Annotated in this window: 17 protein-coding genes and 1 tRNA gene; 12 read left to right on the top strand and 6 right to left on the bottom strand. The window is 64.9% G+C overall.

Going from position 1 to position 18,774, the window contains the following annotated elements; genetic code table 11:
* Nucleotides 1–96: 96 nt before the first annotated feature.
* The 4 genes from H7K34_RS04745 to H7K34_RS04730 are packed head-to-tail and all read left to right on the top strand — an operon-like array spanning nucleotide 97 to nucleotide 5,278.
* Entirely contained in the window at nucleotides 97–2,139 is a 2,043-nt protein-coding gene (locus H7K34_RS04745) for an ATP-binding cassette domain-containing protein (RefSeq protein ID WP_372510686.1), read from the top strand.
* Nucleotides 2,136–2,990: a CbiQ family ECF transporter T component gene (locus H7K34_RS04740; protein WP_264060615.1), complete on the top strand. Its 855-nt coding sequence runs from the start codon at nucleotides 2,136–2,138 to the stop codon at nucleotides 2,988–2,990. Before H7K34_RS04745 ends, H7K34_RS04740 begins: the two co-directional genes overlap by 4 nt.
* Nucleotides 2,991–3,030: 40 nt before the next feature.
* On the top strand, nucleotides 3,031–3,483 hold the full coding sequence (locus tag H7K34_RS04735) for an SRPBCC family protein (protein ID WP_264060610.1): 453 nt from the start codon (nucleotides 3,031–3,033) through the stop codon (nucleotides 3,481–3,483).
* On the top strand, nucleotides 3,476–5,278 hold the full coding sequence (locus H7K34_RS04730) for a sulfatase-like hydrolase/transferase (RefSeq protein ID WP_264060608.1): 1,803 nt from the start codon (nucleotides 3,476–3,478) through the stop codon (nucleotides 5,276–5,278). The genes H7K34_RS04735 and H7K34_RS04730 overlap by 8 nt, the downstream gene beginning before the upstream one ends.
* Here H7K34_RS04730 and H7K34_RS04725 read toward each other — a convergent pair.
* Nucleotides 5,256–5,702: an Lrp/AsnC family transcriptional regulator gene (locus tag H7K34_RS04725; protein ID WP_264060606.1), complete on the bottom strand. Its 447-nt coding sequence runs from the start codon at nucleotides 5,700–5,702 to the stop codon at nucleotides 5,256–5,258. The two genes, H7K34_RS04730 and H7K34_RS04725, sit on opposite strands and share 23 nt — an antisense overlap.
* 135 nt (nucleotides 5,703–5,837) lie before the next feature.
* Here H7K34_RS04725 and ddaH point away from each other — a divergent pair, with 135 nt between their 5' ends.
* The 3 genes from ddaH to H7K34_RS04710 are packed head-to-tail and all read left to right on the top strand — an operon-like array spanning nucleotide 5,838 to nucleotide 9,403.
* A complete protein-coding gene (gene ddaH, locus H7K34_RS04720; RefSeq protein ID WP_264060605.1) occupies nucleotides 5,838–6,716 on the top strand; it encodes a dimethylargininase in 879 nt (292 codons plus the stop codon).
* A complete protein-coding gene (rocD, locus tag H7K34_RS04715) occupies nucleotides 6,713–7,948 on the top strand; it encodes an ornithine--oxo-acid transaminase (protein WP_308205433.1) in 1,236 nt (411 codons plus the stop codon). The genes ddaH and rocD overlap by 4 nt, the downstream gene beginning before the upstream one ends.
* 27 nt (nucleotides 7,949–7,975) lie before the next feature.
* Nucleotides 7,976–9,403, top strand: coding sequence for an amino acid permease (locus H7K34_RS04710; protein WP_264060603.1), 1,428 nt, complete (start codon nucleotides 7,976–7,978; stop codon nucleotides 9,401–9,403).
* On the opposite strand, the gene H7K34_RS04705 is transcribed toward H7K34_RS04710, so the two are convergent.
* The 3 genes from H7K34_RS04705 to H7K34_RS04695 are packed head-to-tail and all read right to left on the bottom strand — an operon-like array spanning nucleotide 9,400 to nucleotide 12,429.
* Nucleotides 9,400–10,737: an ABC transporter substrate-binding protein gene (locus tag H7K34_RS04705; RefSeq protein WP_264060601.1), complete on the bottom strand. Its 1,338-nt coding sequence runs from the start codon at nucleotides 10,735–10,737 to the stop codon at nucleotides 9,400–9,402. The two genes, H7K34_RS04710 and H7K34_RS04705, sit on opposite strands and share 4 nt — an antisense overlap.
* Nucleotides 10,734–11,558: a carbohydrate ABC transporter permease gene (locus H7K34_RS04700; RefSeq protein WP_264060599.1), complete on the bottom strand. Its 825-nt coding sequence runs from the start codon at nucleotides 11,556–11,558 to the stop codon at nucleotides 10,734–10,736. Before H7K34_RS04700 ends, H7K34_RS04705 begins: the two co-directional genes overlap by 4 nt.
* Nucleotides 11,545–12,429 (bottom strand): carbohydrate ABC transporter permease, encoded by an 885-nt coding sequence (locus H7K34_RS04695; protein ID WP_264060597.1) that lies wholly within the window; start codon nucleotides 12,427–12,429, stop codon nucleotides 11,545–11,547. Before H7K34_RS04695 ends, H7K34_RS04700 begins: the two co-directional genes overlap by 14 nt.
* Before the next feature lie 58 nt (nucleotides 12,430–12,487).
* Between H7K34_RS04695 and H7K34_RS04690 the strand changes: the two genes are divergently transcribed.
* From H7K34_RS04690 to H7K34_RS04675, 4 genes are all read left to right on the top strand, one after another.
* Complete coding sequence (locus tag H7K34_RS04690; protein WP_264060595.1) at nucleotides 12,488–14,005, top strand: TldD/PmbA family protein; 1,518 nt, start codon at nucleotides 12,488–12,490, stop codon at nucleotides 14,003–14,005.
* Entirely contained in the window at nucleotides 14,002–15,375 is a 1,374-nt protein-coding gene (locus H7K34_RS04685) for a TldD/PmbA family protein (protein ID WP_264060593.1), read from the top strand. Before H7K34_RS04690 ends, H7K34_RS04685 begins: the two co-directional genes overlap by 4 nt.
* A 16-nt stretch (nucleotides 15,376–15,391) precedes the next feature.
* Nucleotides 15,392–16,258 carry a carboxymuconolactone decarboxylase family protein gene (locus H7K34_RS04680; RefSeq protein ID WP_264060591.1) on the top strand — a complete coding sequence of 289 codons (867 nt, stop codon included), beginning with the start codon at nucleotides 15,392–15,394 and terminating at the stop codon, nucleotides 16,256–16,258.
* 225 nt (nucleotides 16,259–16,483) lie between these two features.
* The gene (locus tag H7K34_RS04675) at nucleotides 16,484–17,980 is read left to right on the top strand and encodes a B12-binding domain-containing radical SAM protein (protein WP_264060587.1); all 1,497 of its coding nucleotides are present in this window, start codon (nucleotides 16,484–16,486) and stop codon (nucleotides 17,978–17,980) included.
* A gap of 12 nt (nucleotides 17,981–17,992) precedes the next feature.
* On the opposite strand, the gene H7K34_RS04670 is transcribed toward H7K34_RS04675, so the two are convergent.
* Complete coding sequence (locus H7K34_RS04670; protein ID WP_264060582.1) at nucleotides 17,993–18,313, bottom strand: EthD family reductase; 321 nt, start codon at nucleotides 18,311–18,313, stop codon at nucleotides 17,993–17,995.
* 256 nt (nucleotides 18,314–18,569) lie between these two features.
* Here H7K34_RS04670 and H7K34_RS04665 point away from each other — a divergent pair.
* A tRNA-Ile gene (locus H7K34_RS04665) sits at nucleotides 18,570–18,643 on the top strand.
* A 31-nt stretch (nucleotides 18,644–18,674) separates the two neighbouring features.
* On the opposite strand, the gene H7K34_RS26870 is transcribed toward H7K34_RS04665, so the two are convergent.
* Nucleotides 18,675–18,774, bottom strand: a 100-nt coding sequence (locus H7K34_RS26870; RefSeq protein WP_372510652.1) for an integrase core domain-containing protein, incomplete at its 5' end; no start/stop codon positions are given.

Raw genomic sequence — 18,774 nt, 5'->3', positions numbered from 1 at the left:
GACCAATCGCGGACGCCTACCGCCGGGATCCAGCAAAGACCAGTGGCCAGCGCTCGTTGAGCACGGATCCAATTTCAACCTGGCACAATCGAGAAAGTGACCTCGCGCCCACTTCCGTTTCACACGGGTGGACCGTTGCAGCCGAACGAATTAGCTCAGGCCGCGGTGATGGGGGCGCTCTGCGCAGTGACCGCAATCATTGCCGCGATCATTCCGTTTGCCCAGGGGCTGGGCGTGCTCGGCACGGTACCGATGGGGCTGCTGGCGTACCGCTACCGGCCACGCGTTCTGATCGCCGCGACCGTTGCTGCGACGATGATTGCTTTCCTGATCTCGGGGATGGGCAGTTCCGCGATGGTCATCGACGCCGCTTGGGTCGGCGGGATATGCGGGATCGTCAAACGCAAAGGCCGCGGCGTTCCCACCGTGATCTTCGCGTCGCTGATCGCCGGAGCGATCTGGGGCGCGGTATGGGTCGGAGTGTTTGCGGTGCTGACCCGGTTGCGGCAGTTGATCTTTGGAGTACTGACCGCGGACGTCGACGGCTTCGCCGCGTTCCTGCGCTGGATCCACCTGCCGGATGTCGCCGCAGCCATGCAGCGGTTCGTCGCCAACGGGCTGCATTACTGGCCGTGGCTGCTGCTGCCCTACCTGATGTTCGTGGTCGTCATCGTGACGCTGATTGGCTGGTCGGCACTGTCGCGCCTGTTGGAGCGGATGGGCGACATCCCCGATGTCCACAAATTGGATCCTCCTGACACCGACGGGGTTTCCGACGGCCAGATCGGTCCGGTGCCGGTGCGATTGGACAACGTTCGATTCCGTTATCCGAAAGCCGGTCAAGACGCGCTGCGCGAGGTCAGCCTCGAAGTTCGGGCCGGGGAACACATCGCGGTCACCGGCGCCAACGGTTCCGGGAAGACGACGTTGATGCTGGTTCTGGCCGGCTGGCAACCGACATCGGGCAGCGTGCAACGCCCCGGCGCAGTGGGTTTGGGCGAGCTTGGCGGTACGGCTCTTGTCTTGCAGCATCCGAAGAGTCAGGTGCTGGGCACCCGGGTCGCCGACGATGTGGTGTGGGGCTTACCCCCGGACGCGCGCGTCGATGTGAACCGGCTGCTCAGTGAGGTCGGCTTGGAGGATCTCGCCGATCGTGACACCGCGAGCCTGTCGGGCGGGGAATTGCAGCGCCTGGCGCTCGCCGCGGCACTGGCTCGCGAACCGGCGCTGCTGATCGCTGATGAGGTCACCTCGATGATCGATCAGGAGGGCCGCGACACCTTGTTGGGCCTCCTGTCGGGTCTCACCGAGCGGCACCGCGCCGCCCTGGTGCACATCACTCACTTCGACAACGAGGCCGCATCTGCCGACAGGGCAATCAATCTCAGTGATTCATCCGATAACAAGGCTGCGGTCGAGATCGTGGACGCAGCGGTGCCGGCCGGCGTAACGGGCAAGCGGCGCGACGCCGGCACTATCGAACTCGTCGGCGTCGGACACGAATATGCCAGTGGCACACCGTGGGCCAAGCCCGCGCTCCGCGACATCAGCTTTGTCGCGGAGCCGGGTGACGGGGTCTTGATATACGGCCACAACGGCTCGGGTAAGTCGACGCTGGGGTGGATCATGGCGGGCTTGACCGTCCCCACCAGCGGCGCCTGCCTCATCGACGGCGAGCCCACGCACGAGCACGTCGGCGAGGTCGCGTTCTCCTTTCAGGGTGCCCGGCTGCAATTGATACGCAGCCACGTCAACCTGGAAGTGGCATCCGCAGCAGGCTTTTCGCCCGACGACGAAGACCGGGTCGCGGCAGCCCTGGGCCTGGTCGGGCTGCAACCGTCGTTGGCCGAACGGCGCATCGACCAGCTCAGCGGTGGCCAAATGCGCCGTGTGGTGCTCGCCGGGCTGCTGGCGCGTTCGCCGCGAGCATTGATTCTTGACGAGCCGCTGGCGGGATTGGACATCGTCAGCCAGCACGGCTTGCTGCGGCTGCTGGAGCGCTTGCGCCGCGAGCAGGGTCTGACGCTGGTGGTCATCTCGCACGACGGCATCGGGCTTGAAGGTGTCTGCCCGCGCACCCTGCATCTGCGCAACGGCGTGCTCGATACGGTGTCGACCTCGACCGGTGGTGTGGCATGACCGACATGGTGTCACCGGCCGAAGCCAAAGGCCGGACCCGGCGCCCATCCCGGCCGGTCGTGCTGCTGGTTCCGGTGCCCGGCAACTCCGTTATCCACCAGTTGTGGGCCGGCACAAAGCTACTCGTGGTGACCGGCGTCGCGGTGCTGCTGACGTTCTACCCGGGTTGGGTGAGCATCGGATTACTCGGGGGCCTGGTGGTCGCGGCATTGTGGGTCGCGCATATTCCGCGCGGAGCGATGCCGTCGGTACCGCGCTGGATGTGGGTCGTGATCGGGCTGGGCTTTGTGACGGCCGCGGTCGCCGGTGGCAGCCCGGTGCTCTCGGTGGGCGGCTTGCACGTCGGACTCGGTGGCTCGCTGCACTTCCTGCGGATGACTGCACTGACGATTCTGCTGTTGGCGCTCGGAGCGTTGGTGTCCTGGACGACCAATGTCGCCGAAATCGGCCCCGCGCTAGCCACTTTGGGCCGGCCAGCCAAGATATTCCGAATTCCGGTCGACGAGTGGGCGGCAACTTTGGCGCTCGCGCTGCGCGCCTTTCCGATGTTGATCGAGGAATTCCAGGTGCTCTACGCGGCCCGCCGGCTCCGCCCCACAGCGGAGCCGCGCAGTCGCAAGGCCCGACGCCGGCAGCAGGGCCGTGAAGTGATCGACTTGCTCGCGACGGCAATGGTCGTGACGTTGCGGCGTGCTGACGAGATGGGCGATGCAATCACTGCCCGCGGCGGGGCGGGCCAGTTGTCCGCCTCACCGGCTCGGCCGAAACTAGCGGACTGGGTGACGCTCGGTCTGTTCGTCACTGCGGGTGCTGCCTCGGTGGCAATCGATACAATCCTGCATATGGCTTGATTAAGTGAGCAGATCCGCGCTCTTCGCGTAGCGTGAGCGCGTGGCCGACATCCAGCGCACTCGAATCATTGCGGCTCGTGGGCAAGAAGTCTGGGATGTCCTTGCGGACTTCGGCGCAATCGCTTCGTGGGCCGACAACGTCGATCACTCATGCATCCTGAATTCCGGTGCCGGCGGGGCGCCGCTCGGTACCACCCGACGAGTCCAAGTCAACCGTGACACCCTCGTCGAGCGGATTATCGAGTTCGACCCGCCGCACCGGCTCGCCTACGAAATCCAGGGCCTGCCCCGCCTGCTGCGCAGGGTGACCAACCGCTGGACACTCGCGGCGAGCGCGGGCGATTCGACCGTCGTGACCCTGACCACCACGGTCGAAATCGGCTCTCGAGCACCACAGCAGCTTGCCGAACGCGTCGTATGCCGCGTCGTCGCACGACAGTCCGACTCGATGCTCGCCGGGCTCGCGAACCGATTGGAGAGCGCGCGTGTCTGATCTTCCCGACATCGTCATCCTGATGACCGACGAGGAACGTGCGGTGCCGCCCTACGAGACGTCTGACGTACTCGCATGGCGTGATCGAATACTGCTGGGGCGCAAATGGTTCGACGAGCACGGTGTCAGTTTCGTCCGGCACTACACCGGTTCGCTTGCCTGCGTGCCCAGCCGCCCGACGATCTTCACCGGGCATTACCCCGACTTACACGGGGTTACCCAGACCGACGGCATCGGCAAGACGGCCGAAGACTCCCGGATGCGTTGGCTTCGCCGCGGCGAGGTGCCGACCCTGGGCAACTGGTTCCGCGCCGCCGGATACGACACGCACTACGACGGCAAATGGCACATCTCGCACGCGGATCTGATCGACCCGGACACCGACCGCCCGCTGGCGACCAACGACGACGACGGCGTCGTCGACCCGGTCGCGGTACAGCGCTACCTCGACGCGGATCCGCTGGGGCCGTATGGCTTTTCCGGCTGGGTCGGCCCGGAGCCGCACGGCGCGCTGTTGGGCAATGCCGGCATTCGCCGCGACCCGCTGATCGCCGACCGTGTCGTGGCCTGGCTCACCGACCGTTACGCCCGCCGCCGCGCCGGCGACCAAGCCGCGCTGCGTCCGTTCCTGCTTGTCGCCAGCTTCGTGAACCCGCACGACATCGTGCTGTTCCCCACCTGGTCGCGTCGCGGCCCGGTCAAGCCGTCGCCGCTGGACCCGCCGCCGGTCGCTGCGGCACCGACTGCCGACGAGGACCTGTCGACCAAACCGGCCGCCCAAATCGCGTTCCGAGAGGCCTATTACTCCGGTTACGGTCCGGCGCCCGCGATCGACCGGACCTACCAGCGTGGCGCGCAGCGCTACCGCGATCTGTATTACCGACTGCATGCCGAAGTGGACGCACCGATCGACCGCGTCCGACGTGTCGTCACCGAAAATGGTTCGGCTGAAGCCGTTTTGGTGCGTACCGCCGATCATGGAGATCTACTGGGCGCCCACGGCGGACTGCACCAGAAATGGTTCAACCTCTATGACGAGGCCACCCGCGTTCCGTTCGTCATCGCCCGCATCGGCACGCGAACGACCCAGCCCCGCGCCGTCACGGCACCGACCTCGCATGTCGACCTGGTCCCGACGCTGCTCGGTGCCGCGGGAGTCGACGTCGCGGAAGTCGCTGCCACGCTGGCCCAGTCGTTCTCGGAGGTCCATGAGCTGCCGGGCCGCGATCTGATGCCGGTGGTCGACGGCGCACCCGCCGACGACACCCGGGCCGTCTACCTGATGACCCGCGACAACATGCTCGAAGGAGACAGTGGCGCGTCGGGCCTGGGCCGACGCCTAAAGCAAACAGTCAATCCTCCTGCACCGCTGCGGATCCGAATTCCGGCTCACACCGCGTCGAATTTCGAGGGCCTGGTTGTCCGGGTCGACGATGCAGCAGGCGCCGGGCACCTGTGGAAGCTGGTCCGCACCTTTGACGACCCGGGCACTTGGACCGAACCGGGCGTGCGTCATCTGGCTGCCAATGGCATTGGGGGAGAGGCATTTCGGACATCTCCACTCGACGATCAGTGGGAGCTCTACGACCTCACCGCGGACCCGATCGAAGCCGACAACCGTTGGGCAGATCCCGGTCTGCACGACCTTCGGCAGCACTTGCGCACACAGCTGAAGCAGGCCCGGGCGAATTCGGTCCCGGAACGAAACCGGCCATGGCCCTACGCAACTCGGCGGCCGCCAGCGGAGTCGCGGCGCTGGCTGTTAAACCGGGCTAGGTCCGCATCCGGTCAATAAGGTTCGACAGCACCACGGTGCTTTCGCTGCGTTCGATGTCGGCACTCTGCCGGATGCGCTCGAGGGCCGACTCCAAGTGGCGCATGTCGCGGGCCAGCACATGCAGGATCGCGTCGGACGTACCGGTCACCGTCGCCGCGCTGACCACCTCGGGCATCTGCACCCAGGCCGCCCGCAGCTGATCGGGCGCGATCGTGCCGTGGCAGAACACCTGCACATAGGCTTCGGTGTTCCAGCCGAGCGCGTTGCGGTCCACGATCGTGGTGAAGCCCCTGATCACGCCGCTGTCGACCATGCGGTCAACGCGACGTTTCACCGCCGGGGCGGACAGATTCACCTTCTCGCCAATCTCGGCGAAGGTGGCCCGCGCATGCTCGGTTAACTCGTTGAGGATGCGTTCGTCGGTCTCGTCCAGGCGGTCCATCGCCCCTCATCTCAGCCTTACGCAATAAATCGCTGTATGCGTCACTGTAGCGCAATGAATCGTGCATAAACACACAAGATTCGAATTTTGATTGTACGTAAACGTGCAAATACAGTTGATCTATGACGGATTACTATGACGGATTACTATGTCGCCGACCCGGCTCCTCGCGCCGGGCGTGAAGCATGGCAAGACGCCGCACCCAAGCCATCGAGAACAGCTCAGACACGTCGGTATGCGATGACGCCGCCGGCTTTCTACGCGGTCGAATACGCGATCAACCCCTGGATGGACGTCAGCACGCCGGTCGACGTCGAGGTTGCGCTAGCGCAGTGGGAAAACCTTCGGCGGACCTACCTGCGACTCGGTCACCACGTCGACCTCGTCGAGCCTGTACCCGGGCTGCCGGACATGGTGTACGCCGCCAACGGCGGGTTCGTTGCCGGCGACGTCGCGATCGTCGCGCGATTCCGCTACGAACAGCGGGCCGGTGAGGCGACGGCCTACGGCGAGTGGATGTCGTCGATGGGCTATCGGCCGGTCACCACCCGGTACGTCAACGAGGGGCAGGGCGACCTGCTGATGGTCGACGAAATGGTGTTGGCGGGCTATGGCTTTCGCACCGACCGACGCGCACATGCCGAGATCTCGACGGCGCTGCGCATGCCGGTGGTCTCGCTCGAGCTGGTCGACCCCCGGTTCTACCACCTCGACACCGCGCTCGCCGTCCTTGATGACCACACGATCGCGTTCTACCCTCCGGCGTTCAGCACGGCAGCGCAGGATCAGCTGCACGCATTGTTCCCCGACGCTATCGTGGTGGGGAGCGCGGACGCCTACGTGCTGGGCCTCAACGTGGTATCAGACGGCCTGAATGTCATACACCCTTGCGCCGCAACGGGTTTCGCAGCCCAATTGCGGGAATCGAGCTTCCAGCCGGTCGGCGTCGATCTTTCCGAGCTGCTCAAGGGGGGCGGCTCAGTTAAGTGCTGCACATTGGAGGTGTTTGCGTGACGATGCTCGACGACCAGACTTCGGTGACCACCAGCGGAACCGAGGATGCGATCGCCCTCGTCGATGAGTATGCAGCGCATAACTATTCGCCGCTGCCCGTGGTGGCGGCCAGCGCCGAGGGTGCTTGGATCACCGACGTCGACGGACGGCGCTACCTGGATTGTCTGGCCGCGTATTCGGCGGTGAACTTCGGCCACCGCAATCCCGAGATCACCGCGACGGCGCATGCTCAACTCGATACCGTCACGCTGGTCAGCCGGGCATTCCACGCCGCCAATCTGGGACCGTTCTGCGCTGCGCTTGCGCAGTTGTGCGGTAAAGACATGGTGCTGCCGATGAACTCGGGCGCCGAAGCGGTGGAGAGCGGCCTGAAGGTTGCGCGCAAGTGGGGTGCCGACGTCAAGGGCGTCCCCGAGGGCCGCGCCAACATCGTCGTGGCCGAGAACAATTTCCACGGCCGCACAATCAGCATCGTCAGCTTCTCGTCGGACCCGACGGCACGCGGCGGATTCGGTCCGTTCACCCCGGGCTTCCGTGCGGTGCCGTTCGGCGACGCCGCGGCCCTGGCCGGCGCGATCGACGAGAACACGGTCGCGGTGCTGCTCGAACCGATCCAGGGTGAGGCGGGCATCGTCGTGCCGCCCGACGACTACCTGCCGGCCGTGCGGTCGCTGTGCACCGAAAACAACGTGCTGATGATCGCCGACGAAATCCAGTCGGGACTCGCACGCACCGGCTACACGTTCGCCTGCGACCGCTGGGGTGTGGTGCCAGACGTCTACCTGCTGGGCAAGGCGCTGGGCGGCGGCGTGGTTCCGCTGTCGGCCGTCGTCGCGGACCGCGACATTCTCGGCGTGCTGCATCCGGGCGAGCACGGCTCGACGTTCGGCGGCAACCCGTTGGCCGCCGCGATCGGCACCACGGTGGTGTCCATGTTGGCGCGCGGCGAATTCCAGGCCCGTTCGGCCGAATTGGGCGCTCACCTGCACCGGCGGCTGCGGGACCTGATCGGCGACGGGGTGCTGGCGGTGCGCGGCTTAGGCCTGTGGGCCGGCGTCGATATCGAACCCACGCTGGCCACCGGCAAGGAAATCAGCCTGCGCTTGGCGCGGCGCGGTGTGCTGGTGAAAGACACCCACGGGTCGACGCTGCGGTTCGCACCGCCGCTGGTGATCACCGAGCAGGAGATTGAGTGGGCGATCAACCAGTTCGCCGACGTATTGCGGGCATAATCAGCTGATCCAGCGATAGGGGGCGATTTGCCAGTTAGCTCGATCAGCCTAATCCAACAGATGCTGCGGCGCCGCCCGGTGGTTGGCGCACCCGTTGCGTACGGGGCCGCGGATCACCTCAAACGCAGCATCGGCGCATTCGAGCTAACCATGTTCGGGGTCGGCTCCACGATCGGCACCGGAATCTTCTTCGTGCTGTCGCAGGCGGTGCCGGAAGCCGGACCCAGCGTGATCGTCTCCTTTGTCATCGCGGGGATCGCGGCCGGTTTGGCAGCCATCTGCTATGCCGAGTTGGCTTCGGCCGTACCGATTTCGGGTTCGTCGTACTCCTACGCCTACACCACGTTGGGTGAGGTCGTCGCGATGGCGGTGGCGGCGTGCCTGCTGCTGGAATACGGGGTGGCCACGGCCGCCGTCTCCGTCGGTTGGAGCGGTTACGTCAACAAGCTGCTGCACAATCTTTTTGGATTTCGGCTGCCGCGTGAGTTATCGGCGGCACCGTGGGATTCCGACCCCGGCTACGTGAATCTGCCGGCGGTCATTCTGATCGTTATGTGCGCGCTGTTGCTGATCCGCGGGGCCAGTGAATCGGCGCGGGTCAACGCGATCATGGTGCTGATCAAGTTGGGGGTGTTGGCGATGTTCGTGATCATCGCGTTCAGCGCCTTCGACTCCAACCAGCTCAAAGACTTTGCCCCCTTCGGTGCGGCGGGCATCGGTTCGGCGGCGGGCACCATCTTCTTCTCGTTCATCGGCCTGGACGCGGTGTCGACGGCGGGCGATGAGGTGAAGGATCCGCAGACGACCATGCCGCGGGCGCTGATCGCGGCGCTGGCGATCGTAACTGCCGTCTACGTGCTCGTCGCGTTGGCCGCGCTGGGTAGTCAGCCGTGGCAGGACTTCGCCGGGCAGGAGGATGCCGGGCTAGCCACCATCCTCGACAAAGTGACGCACCACGGCTGGGCCAGCACGATTCTGTGCGTGGGTGCGGTGATCTCGATCTTCACCGTCACGCTGATCACGATGTACGGTCAGACCCGCATCCTGTTCGCGATGGGTCGCGACGGGCTGCTACCAACGCGATTCGCGTCGGTGAACCCGCGCACGATGACCCCGGTGAGCAACACGGTCATCGTCGCGATTGCCGCCGGGACGTTGGCTGGATTCGTCCCGCTCGACAAGCTGGCGGACATGGTGTCCGTCGGCACGCTCACCGCATTCATCGTCGTCGCGATCGGGGTGATCATCCTGCGGGTGCGCGAGCCGGACCTGCCGCGCGCATTCAAGGTGCCCGGTTACCCTGTGACACCGGTGCTTTCGGTGTTGGCCTGCGGGTACATCCTCCTCAGTCTGCACTGGTACACCTGGATCGCGTTCAGCGGCTGGATCTTGCTCGCGCTGATCTTCTACTTCGTGTGGAGCCGTCACCACAGCGCACTCAACAACACCGATTAACGGCGAGCGGCCGCATTGGCCGTGGCCTGCGCCTGCCTGAGCGTGGTCGCGATATCGCCGCGGCCAAGGAACATCTCGTCGAAATAGCCTTGCAGTGCCGTGTTTCCCGCGGCGAAGCCGGCGCCGCCCGGGGCCGGGATGCGCGGGCCCTCCAGGACGGCGAAGAAGGGTGTGACATCGACGCCGCGCTCCGCCCAGTAATTGAAGTAGACCTGCTGGGCTGAGAGCACCGCCGGGATCGCCGCGCCCTGCGCACCCAGATAGGCATTGCCCTCATTGCTGCCCATCCATGCCAATACCTGACGCACCGCGTCGGGATGCTTGGTGGCCGAATTTCCAGCTGCGGCAATGCCGTTGGTGACGCTGATCCGGCCCGCGGGACCGATAGGCAGCATCGCGACGCCCCAGCGGAATCGGGCATCGCGGGCTATCGACGCCAGGTTGTAGGTGCCGGACTGGAACAGCGCCATCCGGCCGGCCAGGAACTGGTTGTGGGAGAAGTCGCCGTTGCCGTTGGTGTCCGACGCCGGTGGCGCGACGTGGTCGTCGTTGATCAGACCGACCAGGTAGCGGAAGGCCGCCGCCGCGCGGGGGTTGTCAAACGCGAACTCGTCGCCACGCTGGAACACGCCGCCCGCCGAGCCGATGTAGTTGAGGTAGATCGCCTGCGCGTCGTTGGCAGCATTGTAGCCCCACTGTCGAATCCGGCCGGGATCGAAACCCGCTGTGCCCGCGGTATTTCCATTGACGTCGACGGTGAGCCGGGCCGCGAGCGGGCGCAACGTGTCGTCGCCGTTGGGGTCCCAGCGTAGCGAGTCCAGCTGCGTGTGGTCGATGCCGGCGACGGAGAGGAGATCGGCGTTGTAGTACACGGCGATGCCGGCGTCGGTCAGCTGCGGCACTCCCCACAGCGTTCCGTTGCGGGTGAACTGGTCCACCACCGCCGGTTCCCAATCCGAAATCTCTTCGGGCCTCAGGGTTTTGCGGACGTCCAGTAGTCGGCCATTGTCGGCGTAGCCGGCGAGGTAGGCGTTGGAAAGCCAGAAGATGTCGTCGGCGCTGCCGCCCGCGACGTCGGTGCGCAGCGCGTTGAAGTACGTCGAGTAGGCCACCAGATCGACGCGCACCTCGATGTCGGGATGCGTACGGTGAAACGCCGCGAACGACTCCCGGTAGGCCTCGGCGATTGGAACGTCCCAAACCCGTACCCGCACCACGATTTTGTTGCCATGCGGTTCGCCGGAGTAGTTGAGCAGCACGGCGATCGTGGCCAACAGCACCGCGACCAATCCCAGCGCACCGGCGGCCAGTGTGGAAGAACGGGGCCGGCTCACTTGACACCCGAGAGGACGATCGAGGCGACGATGTGTCGCTGGGATGCGATGAAAAGCAGGGCCAGCGGAACGATCGCGATCGTGGTCGCCGCCATCACCAACGTCCATTGCGAGTTGAAGCGGGACTGCAGTTCGGCCGTCGCCACGGTGAGCACCCGCCACTTGTGACCGCTGGTGATCACTAACGGCCACATGAAGTTGTTCCATTGCGAAACCACGGTGATCAGCGTCAGCGTCGCCAGCACCGGCCGGCTGGACGGAACGACCACATGCGCGATCACGTCCAGGGTGTTGGCGCCGTCGAGGCGCGCGGCATTGATCAAGTCGTTGGGGATCTGGCGAAAATGCTCGCGCAGCAAGAAGATCGCGTACGGGGAGCCGAACATGAACGGCAGCACCAACGCCCAGAACGTGTTGCGCAGCCCAGCCTCGGCCATCATCAGATACATCGGCACCACGGTGACCGTCCCGGGCACCATCAATGTCGCGATGTAGACCCAGAACAATGCGTCGCGGCCGGCGAAGTCCAGGCGGGCAAACGCGTAGCCCGCCAGCACCGAGAAGGTCATTTGGCCCACCAGGATGACCGCCGTCATCAACGCCGTCACCGCGGCCGCGCGGCCGAACCCGGCACCGGCCAGGTCGCCGTAGTTGGACAGGGTGGGCGGGTGTGGCAGTTGCAGCGGCGTACCCGTCGCGAACTGCTGTGCCGAGGTGAACGACGTCAGTAGGCCAAGCGCGAAGGGCAGCAACGTGATCAGCGCACCGACCGCCAGACCGGTGTAGATTGTCGCGTTCGCGACGCGGCTAGACGAGGTCATAGGTGATTCGCCGCCGGAAGTACAGATGCTGAACGATGGTGATGGCGACCAAGATCACAAACAGCACCACCGCCATTACCGATGCCCGGCCGATGGCCGCCGAACCGAACGCCTCCGCGTAGATGCGGTGGGCCACCAGGTCGGTGCTGCCGCCCGGCCCGCCGTCGGTCAAGGCGTACACGGTGTCGAAAACCTGGGCGGTGCTGACGATCCCAGTTACCAGCACGAAAAACATCGTAGGGCGCAGCATCGGCAGCGTGATGCGCCAGAACCGTTGCCAGGCATTGGCGCCGTCGGTGCGCGCGGCGGCGTGGATCTCGTTCGGAATGGCAAGCAGACCGGCCAGAAAGGACAACGAGTTATAGCCCACATTCATCCAGATGACGACCGCCGACACTAGTGGCAGCGCGAACGTGGGATCCGACAGCCAGTCGATGCTGTGCCCCAGCAGCGTCGCGATCGCGCCGTCGGTGGGAGCCAGGATCCAGCGCCACAACACGGCGATCGCCAGTGGCGCACAAATCCACGGCAGCACAAACACGGTGCGGAAAAAGCCGGTCCCCGGCAGCAGGCGAGCCAGCATGGACGCGGCCGCCAGTCCCAGCACGGTCTGCGTCGGAACCACGATCGCGACGAAGATCGCCGTGACGATCAGTGAATTGCCGAAGTCGGAGTCGGCCAGCACCGAGCGCCAGTTGTCCAGGCCCACAAAGCGCAGCGGACCCAGCAGATCCCACCGGTACAGGCTGAGCCAGATCACCACCAGGATGGGCAGCAGCAAGAAGGTGACAACACCGAACAGACTGGGCGCCAGCAGCCCGTAGGCCAGCGCGGTGGATCGCGCCTTACTGCTGCTTGCTGGGCTGGGCATGCAGCTAATTAAAGCGGGCCTGCAGGTGTTTGGAGAGCACTGTCGTTACGGTGGAGCCGTGACACCGAATCGGGGGATCGATGCCGACTTCCTGGGCCTGCCGCGACACGAGCTCGCCGAGGCCGCCTTGTCGGCGGCAACCACGGCCGGGGCCAGCTACGCGGACCTGCGAATTCACCGCATCAACACCGAGATCATCCAACTGCGCGACGGTGAGCTCGAGACCTCGGTGATCAGCCGTGAGGTCGGCCTGGCGGTGCGGGTCATTGTCGATGGCACCTGGGGATTCGCGTCGCACGCCGAGCTGGCGCCATCGATCGCGGCCGACACCGCGCGTCGCGCCGTGCATGTGGCCACCACGCTGGCGGTGCTGAACTCCGAGCGCGTCGAGCTGGCGCCCGAGCCGGTGTACGCCGACGCCACCTGGGTGTCGAACTACCGGATCGACCCGTTCGAGGTCCCCGCGGCGGACAAGATCGGCGTGCTCGAGGAGTACTCCGGGCGGCTGCTGAGCGCCGACGGCATCGACCACGTCTCGGCAGGCCTGACCGCGGTCAAGGAGCAGACGTTCTACGCCGACACGTTCGGGTCGGCGATCACCCAGCAGCGGGTGCGGGTGATGCCGTCGGTGGAGGCGGTGACCGTCGACGCGGCGGCGGGCAGTTTCGACTCGATGCGCACCCTGGTGCCGCCGATGGGGCGCGGCTGGGAGGCATTGGTCGGCGACGAGGTGTGGAACTGGACCGACGAGCTCGCACAGCTACCTGCGCTGCTGGCGGAGAAGGTGAAGTCGCCGAGTGTGAGCCCGGGCCCCACCGACTTGGTGATCGATCCCAGCAACTTGTGGCTGACCATTCACGAGTCCATCGGCCACGCAACCGAATACGACCGCGCGATCGGCTACGAGGCCGCCTACGCCGGAACGTCGTTCGCCACCCCGGACAAACTCGGCAGCATGCGCTACGGCTCGCCGGTGATGAACGTGACCGCTGACCGCACCGTCGAATACGGTTTGGCCACTGTCGGTTACGACGACGAGGGCGTTGCCGCGCAAAGCTGGGACCTGGTGCGTGACGGCATCTTTGTCGGCTACCAGCTCGACCGGGTGTTCGCGCCCCGGCTGGGACAGCCACGCTCCAATGGTTGCTCGTACGCCGACTCGCCGCATCACGTGCCGATCCAGCGGATGGCCAACGTGTCGCTGCACCCCGGCACCGACGATCTGTCCACCGATGATCTGATCGGCCGGGTCGAGAACGGCATCTACATCGTCGGCGACAAATCCTGGTCAATCGACATGCAGCGCTACAACTTTCAGTTCACCGGACAGCGCTTCTTCCGGATTCGCGACGGCCACCTGGACGGCCAGTTGCGCGACGTGGCCTATCAGGCCACCACCACCGACTTCTGGAATTCGATGGAAGCCGTGGGCGGGCCGTCGACGTGGCGGTTGGGCGGTGCGTTCAACTGCGGCAAGGCCCAGCCCGGGCAGGTCGCCGCGGTCAGTCACGGCTGCCCGTCGGCGTTGTTCCGCGGCGTCAACGTACTCAACACCCGGACCGAGGGCGGCCGATGATCACCGCGCAGCACGTCGTCAACCTCGTCTTGGACGAGGCGGCGAAGCTGGGCCGCGCCGACGAGACCATGGTGCTGGTCACCGACAAGGTCGAGGCGACGTTGCGGTGGGCGGGCAATTCGATGACCACCAACGGCGTTTCGGTGAGCCGCAGCATCACAGTCATTTCGATTGTGCGCAAGGGTACGAGCGCATTCATCGGTACCGTCGTGTCCGCCGAAGTGGATCCGCGGGTGATCCCGGGTCTGGTGGCGGCCTCGCAGGAAGCGGCCGGGTCCGCGCCGGAGGCCGGCGATGCTGCACCGCTGCTCGCCGATACCGGGGTGCCCGCCGATTGGGATGCGCCGGTGCCGGGCACCGGGGCCGAGGTGTTCGCCGACGTCGCCGGTTCGTTGAGTCGGGGCTTTCAGGGCGCCGACCGGTTGTACGGCTTTGCGCGACACAGTGTTTCGACGACATTCCTGGCGTCGTCGACGGGTCTGCGAAGGCGCTTCACGCAGCCCACGGGCACGGTGGAGATCAACGGCAAGAGTGGCGATGCCAGCGCATGGGCCGGTATCGGCACACCCAATTTCGTTGAGGTGCCCACCGATTCGCTGCTCGAAGACCTGTCGATGCGGCTGGGCTGGGCGGAGCGCACCGTCGAGCTGCCGGCGGGGCGTTACGAGACAATCATGCCGCCGTCGACGGTGGCCGACATGATGATCTACCTGGGCTGGTCGATGGCCGGCCGGGGCGCGCAGGAGGGGCGCACCGCATTCTCGGCGCCCGGCGGCGGAACCCGGGTGGGGGAGCGGCTCACCGATTTGCCGTTGTCGCTGTTCTCCGACCCGATGGCGCCGGGACTGTTGTGTACGCCGTTCGTCACGGCAAGCAGCTCCTCGGAGACCGTGTCGGTGTTCGACAACGGGATGGAGATCAGCCAGGTCGACTGGATTCGCGACGGGGTGGTCAACGCCCTGGCCTATCCGCGGGCTATCGCCGCGAAGTTCGACGCTCCCGTGGCCGTCGCGGCCGACAACCTGGTGATGACCGGCGGGTCCAACGACCTGGCCGACATGATCGCGGGCACTGAGCGCGGGCTGCTGCTGACCACGCTGTGGTACATCCGCGAGGTCGATCCCACCACGCTGTTGCTCACCGGGTTGACCCGCGACGGGGTGTACCTGATCGAGGACGGTGAGGTCACCGCGGCGGTCAACAACTTCCGGTTCAACGAGAGCCCGCTGGACCTGCTGCGCCGTGCCACCGAGGCCGGCGTCAGCGAGAAGACCCTGCCGCGGGAGTGGGGCGATTGGGCCACCCGGGCGGCGATGCCGACGCTGCGGATCCCCGATTTCCATATGTCCTCGGTGAGCCAGGCGCAGTAGTCGTAACGTATCTGGAATGGCGGCTCCGGTTTCGGTTCGAGAAGACCTGCTGACGCGGTTGGTGGCCCTGTCTCCGGGCTCCCCGGGTGACGGTCGGCTGGTGGGTTTGGTGCGGCGGGTGTGTGCGCAGACGATGTCGCTGCAGCCGTTGCCTGTCGAGGTTGAGGCGGACGAACCCGCGTCGGAGGCCGAGATCGTCGCGGCCGAGTTCGCTGAGCAATTCAGTGCCGACGTTTCCGCCATCACCGACGACCAGCGGTCTCGGCTGTTTAAGTCGTTGGGGGACAGCACGTTCAGTGTCGTGGTGGCGACCTATATTGCCGACCTGTTGCCGCGGGTGCGGGGCGGGCTGGAAGCCCTCGGTGTCGGTGAGCAGTATCTGGGCTGGGCGCGTGGGCCGATCGAGTGGGATCACGCGTCGGAGCCCTCGGATGTGGTGTTCAACGACTTCCTGCCCGCCGTGGGTGCGATGCGTGTGCTTGACCCGGTGACCTCCGAGCTGGTGCGGCTGCGTGGCGCGGCTGCGCACAACTGCCGGCTGTGCAAGTCGGTGCGCGAGGGCAGGGCCCTGGATGCAGGGGGTTCGGAGACGCTCTACGACGACATTGCGCAGTTCGAGAGCTCGACGTTGATCGACGAGCGCGCAAAAGCAGCGCTGCGGTACGTAGATGCGCTAATTTGGACGCCGGCGCACCTCGACGCCGACGTCGTCGCCGAGGTGCGCGCCCGGTTCTCCGAGGCCGAGGCCGTCGAGATCACCCTCGACATCATGCGTAATGCCAGCAATAAGGTCGCGGTGTCCCTGAAAGCCGATGCGCCCCGGGTTGAGAGTGGCACCGAGCGCTACCTGCTTGATGTCGATGGTCAGACGGTGTTCAGCTGACGGCGGTGCGTATCAATTTTTCGGCGCTGTGGCACCTCGAAATAATGTAGCTTTCCCTTCATGGCGTGCTGGACGTTTATTCAAACGTCCCCCAAACGGCGGACATGAAATTCAGCCGAACGTACTAACGCTGGATGGCCGACAGCCGGTAGCGGGTATCGGGTGATAGCAGGCAATCCAGCAAGGACCTGAGCGGATACGATTTTGATCCGTGAGGGAATGACAATGTTGTTGGCCGACAACGGTTTCCGCGCATCAATAGCTGATTTCATGCAAGGGAGTACCGCTGTGACCATTCTTCTTGTCAATCCTCCCGGCGTCCGCGCATACGGGCGCTCGTACGTTGGCGAACAGAAACTTGGTGATCCGCGGTTGTATTCGTCCATGCCGATGGAGCATCTCGGGTTGATGTCGATCAAGGCTTACGCCGAGGCTCAGGGGCTCGAAGTCACAAGCGTTAACGGATTGGTGGCTGGCCACACGTGCGTCGAGGAGACGTGGGCGGCCATGCGGAGCGCCGCTCGTTCCTCTGGAACGCCGCGACTGATCGGCTTTTCGTCGATCGATACGTTTCCCGAGGTGCTCTGGCTAGCGCAGCGGGCGCGAGACACCTGGGCAGGCGTGCGGATCGCGATAGGGAATGCGATCGCAACATTGAACTACGAGCGCCTACTGCGCCAGCATGACTGCTTCGACTACGTCGTCGTTGGAGACGGCGAGGTCGCATTCACCAAGCTGGCTTTGGCGGTGGCCAATGATGCTGCGATTGATGATGTCCCGGGGGTGGCTCGCCGCAATGAGCACGGACAGATTGTCTACAAGCCCGCCTCGCTCGTCGACCTCGACGAGTTGCCTCGTCCGTGTCGCGACGAGTTGCCTACCGTTCTGGCAGATGGCTTCGCCGCATCCGTCTTTTCCACCCGCGGATGCCCTTACCGCTGCACATTTTGTGGCACTGGAGCTATGTCGGCCATGTTTGGCCGTGACAGCTACCGGGCCAAGTCAATTGACTCGGTTGTCGACGAGATCGAGTATCTGGTGTCGGACTTCAACACTGATTTCGTCTTCATCAGCGATGACCTATTCGTGTCCAAGCACCCCAGTTCACAGCAACGCGCGGCTGATTTTGCTAACGCAATGCTCAGTCGTGGGGTCGACGTCAATTTTATGATCGATATCCGTCTGGACTCCGTTGTCGATCTGGACTTGTACAAACACCTTCACACAGCGGGTTTGCGTCGTGTGTTCATCGGCCTGGAGACCGGGTCATACGATCAACTGCGCGCCTACCGCAAGCAGATTCTGACCCGTGGACAGGATCCCGCGGACACGGTTAATGCCTTGCAGCAGTTGGGGATCGATGTTATTCCAGGGACCATCATGTTTCACCCCACGGTGCGGCCAGATGAGCTACGCGACACGGCACGCCTGTTGCGGGCGACGAAGTATACGAACGCCTTTAAGTTCTTAGGCCGGATCCTTGCGTATCCGGGGACGCCGCTATACCAGGAATACTCCGACGCGGGCTACCTCACCACCGAATGGCCGCTCGGCCAATGGGAATTCGCCGACCCGGAGGCCGCGCGTGTATACCAGGATGTCGCCGGTCTGATCGGCCCAAACCCGGAGATCACCTTCGATGAGGCCGAGGCGTTCTTTCTCTCGCGGCTCGATGCCTGGGACGATGTCATCGCCGGCCAAACCGCCAAAGTGGCATGCTAGCCGTGCTTGAGATCAATGCTGCGCCACCTCGATGTCGGAGACCAGTACCCGTACGTCCCCGGTCGCGAGCCGCGCCATCGCGGCGAAGAACTCGCCTGCCTCCGGCGTCGTCACCGCCACACTGACGGCATCGTAAGTCGGGTAATAGAGGTCAATCGAGCGGTACGCGGGCGTCGGACTCCCATCTTCTTTGGGCCAGACCTTTGACGCCTCGAGCCGCAGATATCCCGGTATCCGCCGAGCGGCTTCCAGTTGCTCGGATTCATAGGCGGCTTCGAAGGAAGCGGGGTCGGTAGGGTTGTCGTAGATGACGGTGAGCTTGGTTTCGGACACTGGATTTCCTCGCATCGTTGATAGTCGAGCCTGGTCTGGGATCCCTCAGCGGTAGTAAGTTTCGCAGCCGCATCATCCGGACAGTGACGTGCTCATCGCGCATCCCCGGAATCGAGAACTCGCTGAAGTCGTCCTATAGGCGCCTAGCGGTGGCGCTGGCTCAGCAAGCAGAGGGCGTCGCGCGAACGACGTGAGGTGCCAGCTGAAATATTCTTCGATCGAGCGGCATGGCACCATGGTTGCCGCGTGCCGCGCCGGGGCGGTAGCTCAGTTGGTTAGAGCCGCGGACTCATAATCCGTTGGTCGCGGGTTCGAGCCCCGCCCGCCCCACTGTATTTCGTGTGCGACTGACGGTCATCGATTACGGCCGGGTCTGGGTTTTCTGGCGTAGTCGTTCGTAGGGTGTCTGGCCGCCGAGGCCGCCGTGGGGGCGATGGTAGTTGTAGTAGTCCTCCCACTCT

Origin of the sequence: Mycobacterium montefiorense (assembly GCF_025823255.1) — a bacterium.
Classification (GTDB): domain Bacteria; phylum Actinomycetota; class Actinomycetes; order Mycobacteriales; family Mycobacteriaceae; genus Mycobacterium; species Mycobacterium montefiorense.
Note: the sequence above shows the minus strand (reverse complement) of the source record. Positions and strands in the feature narration are given on the sequence as shown.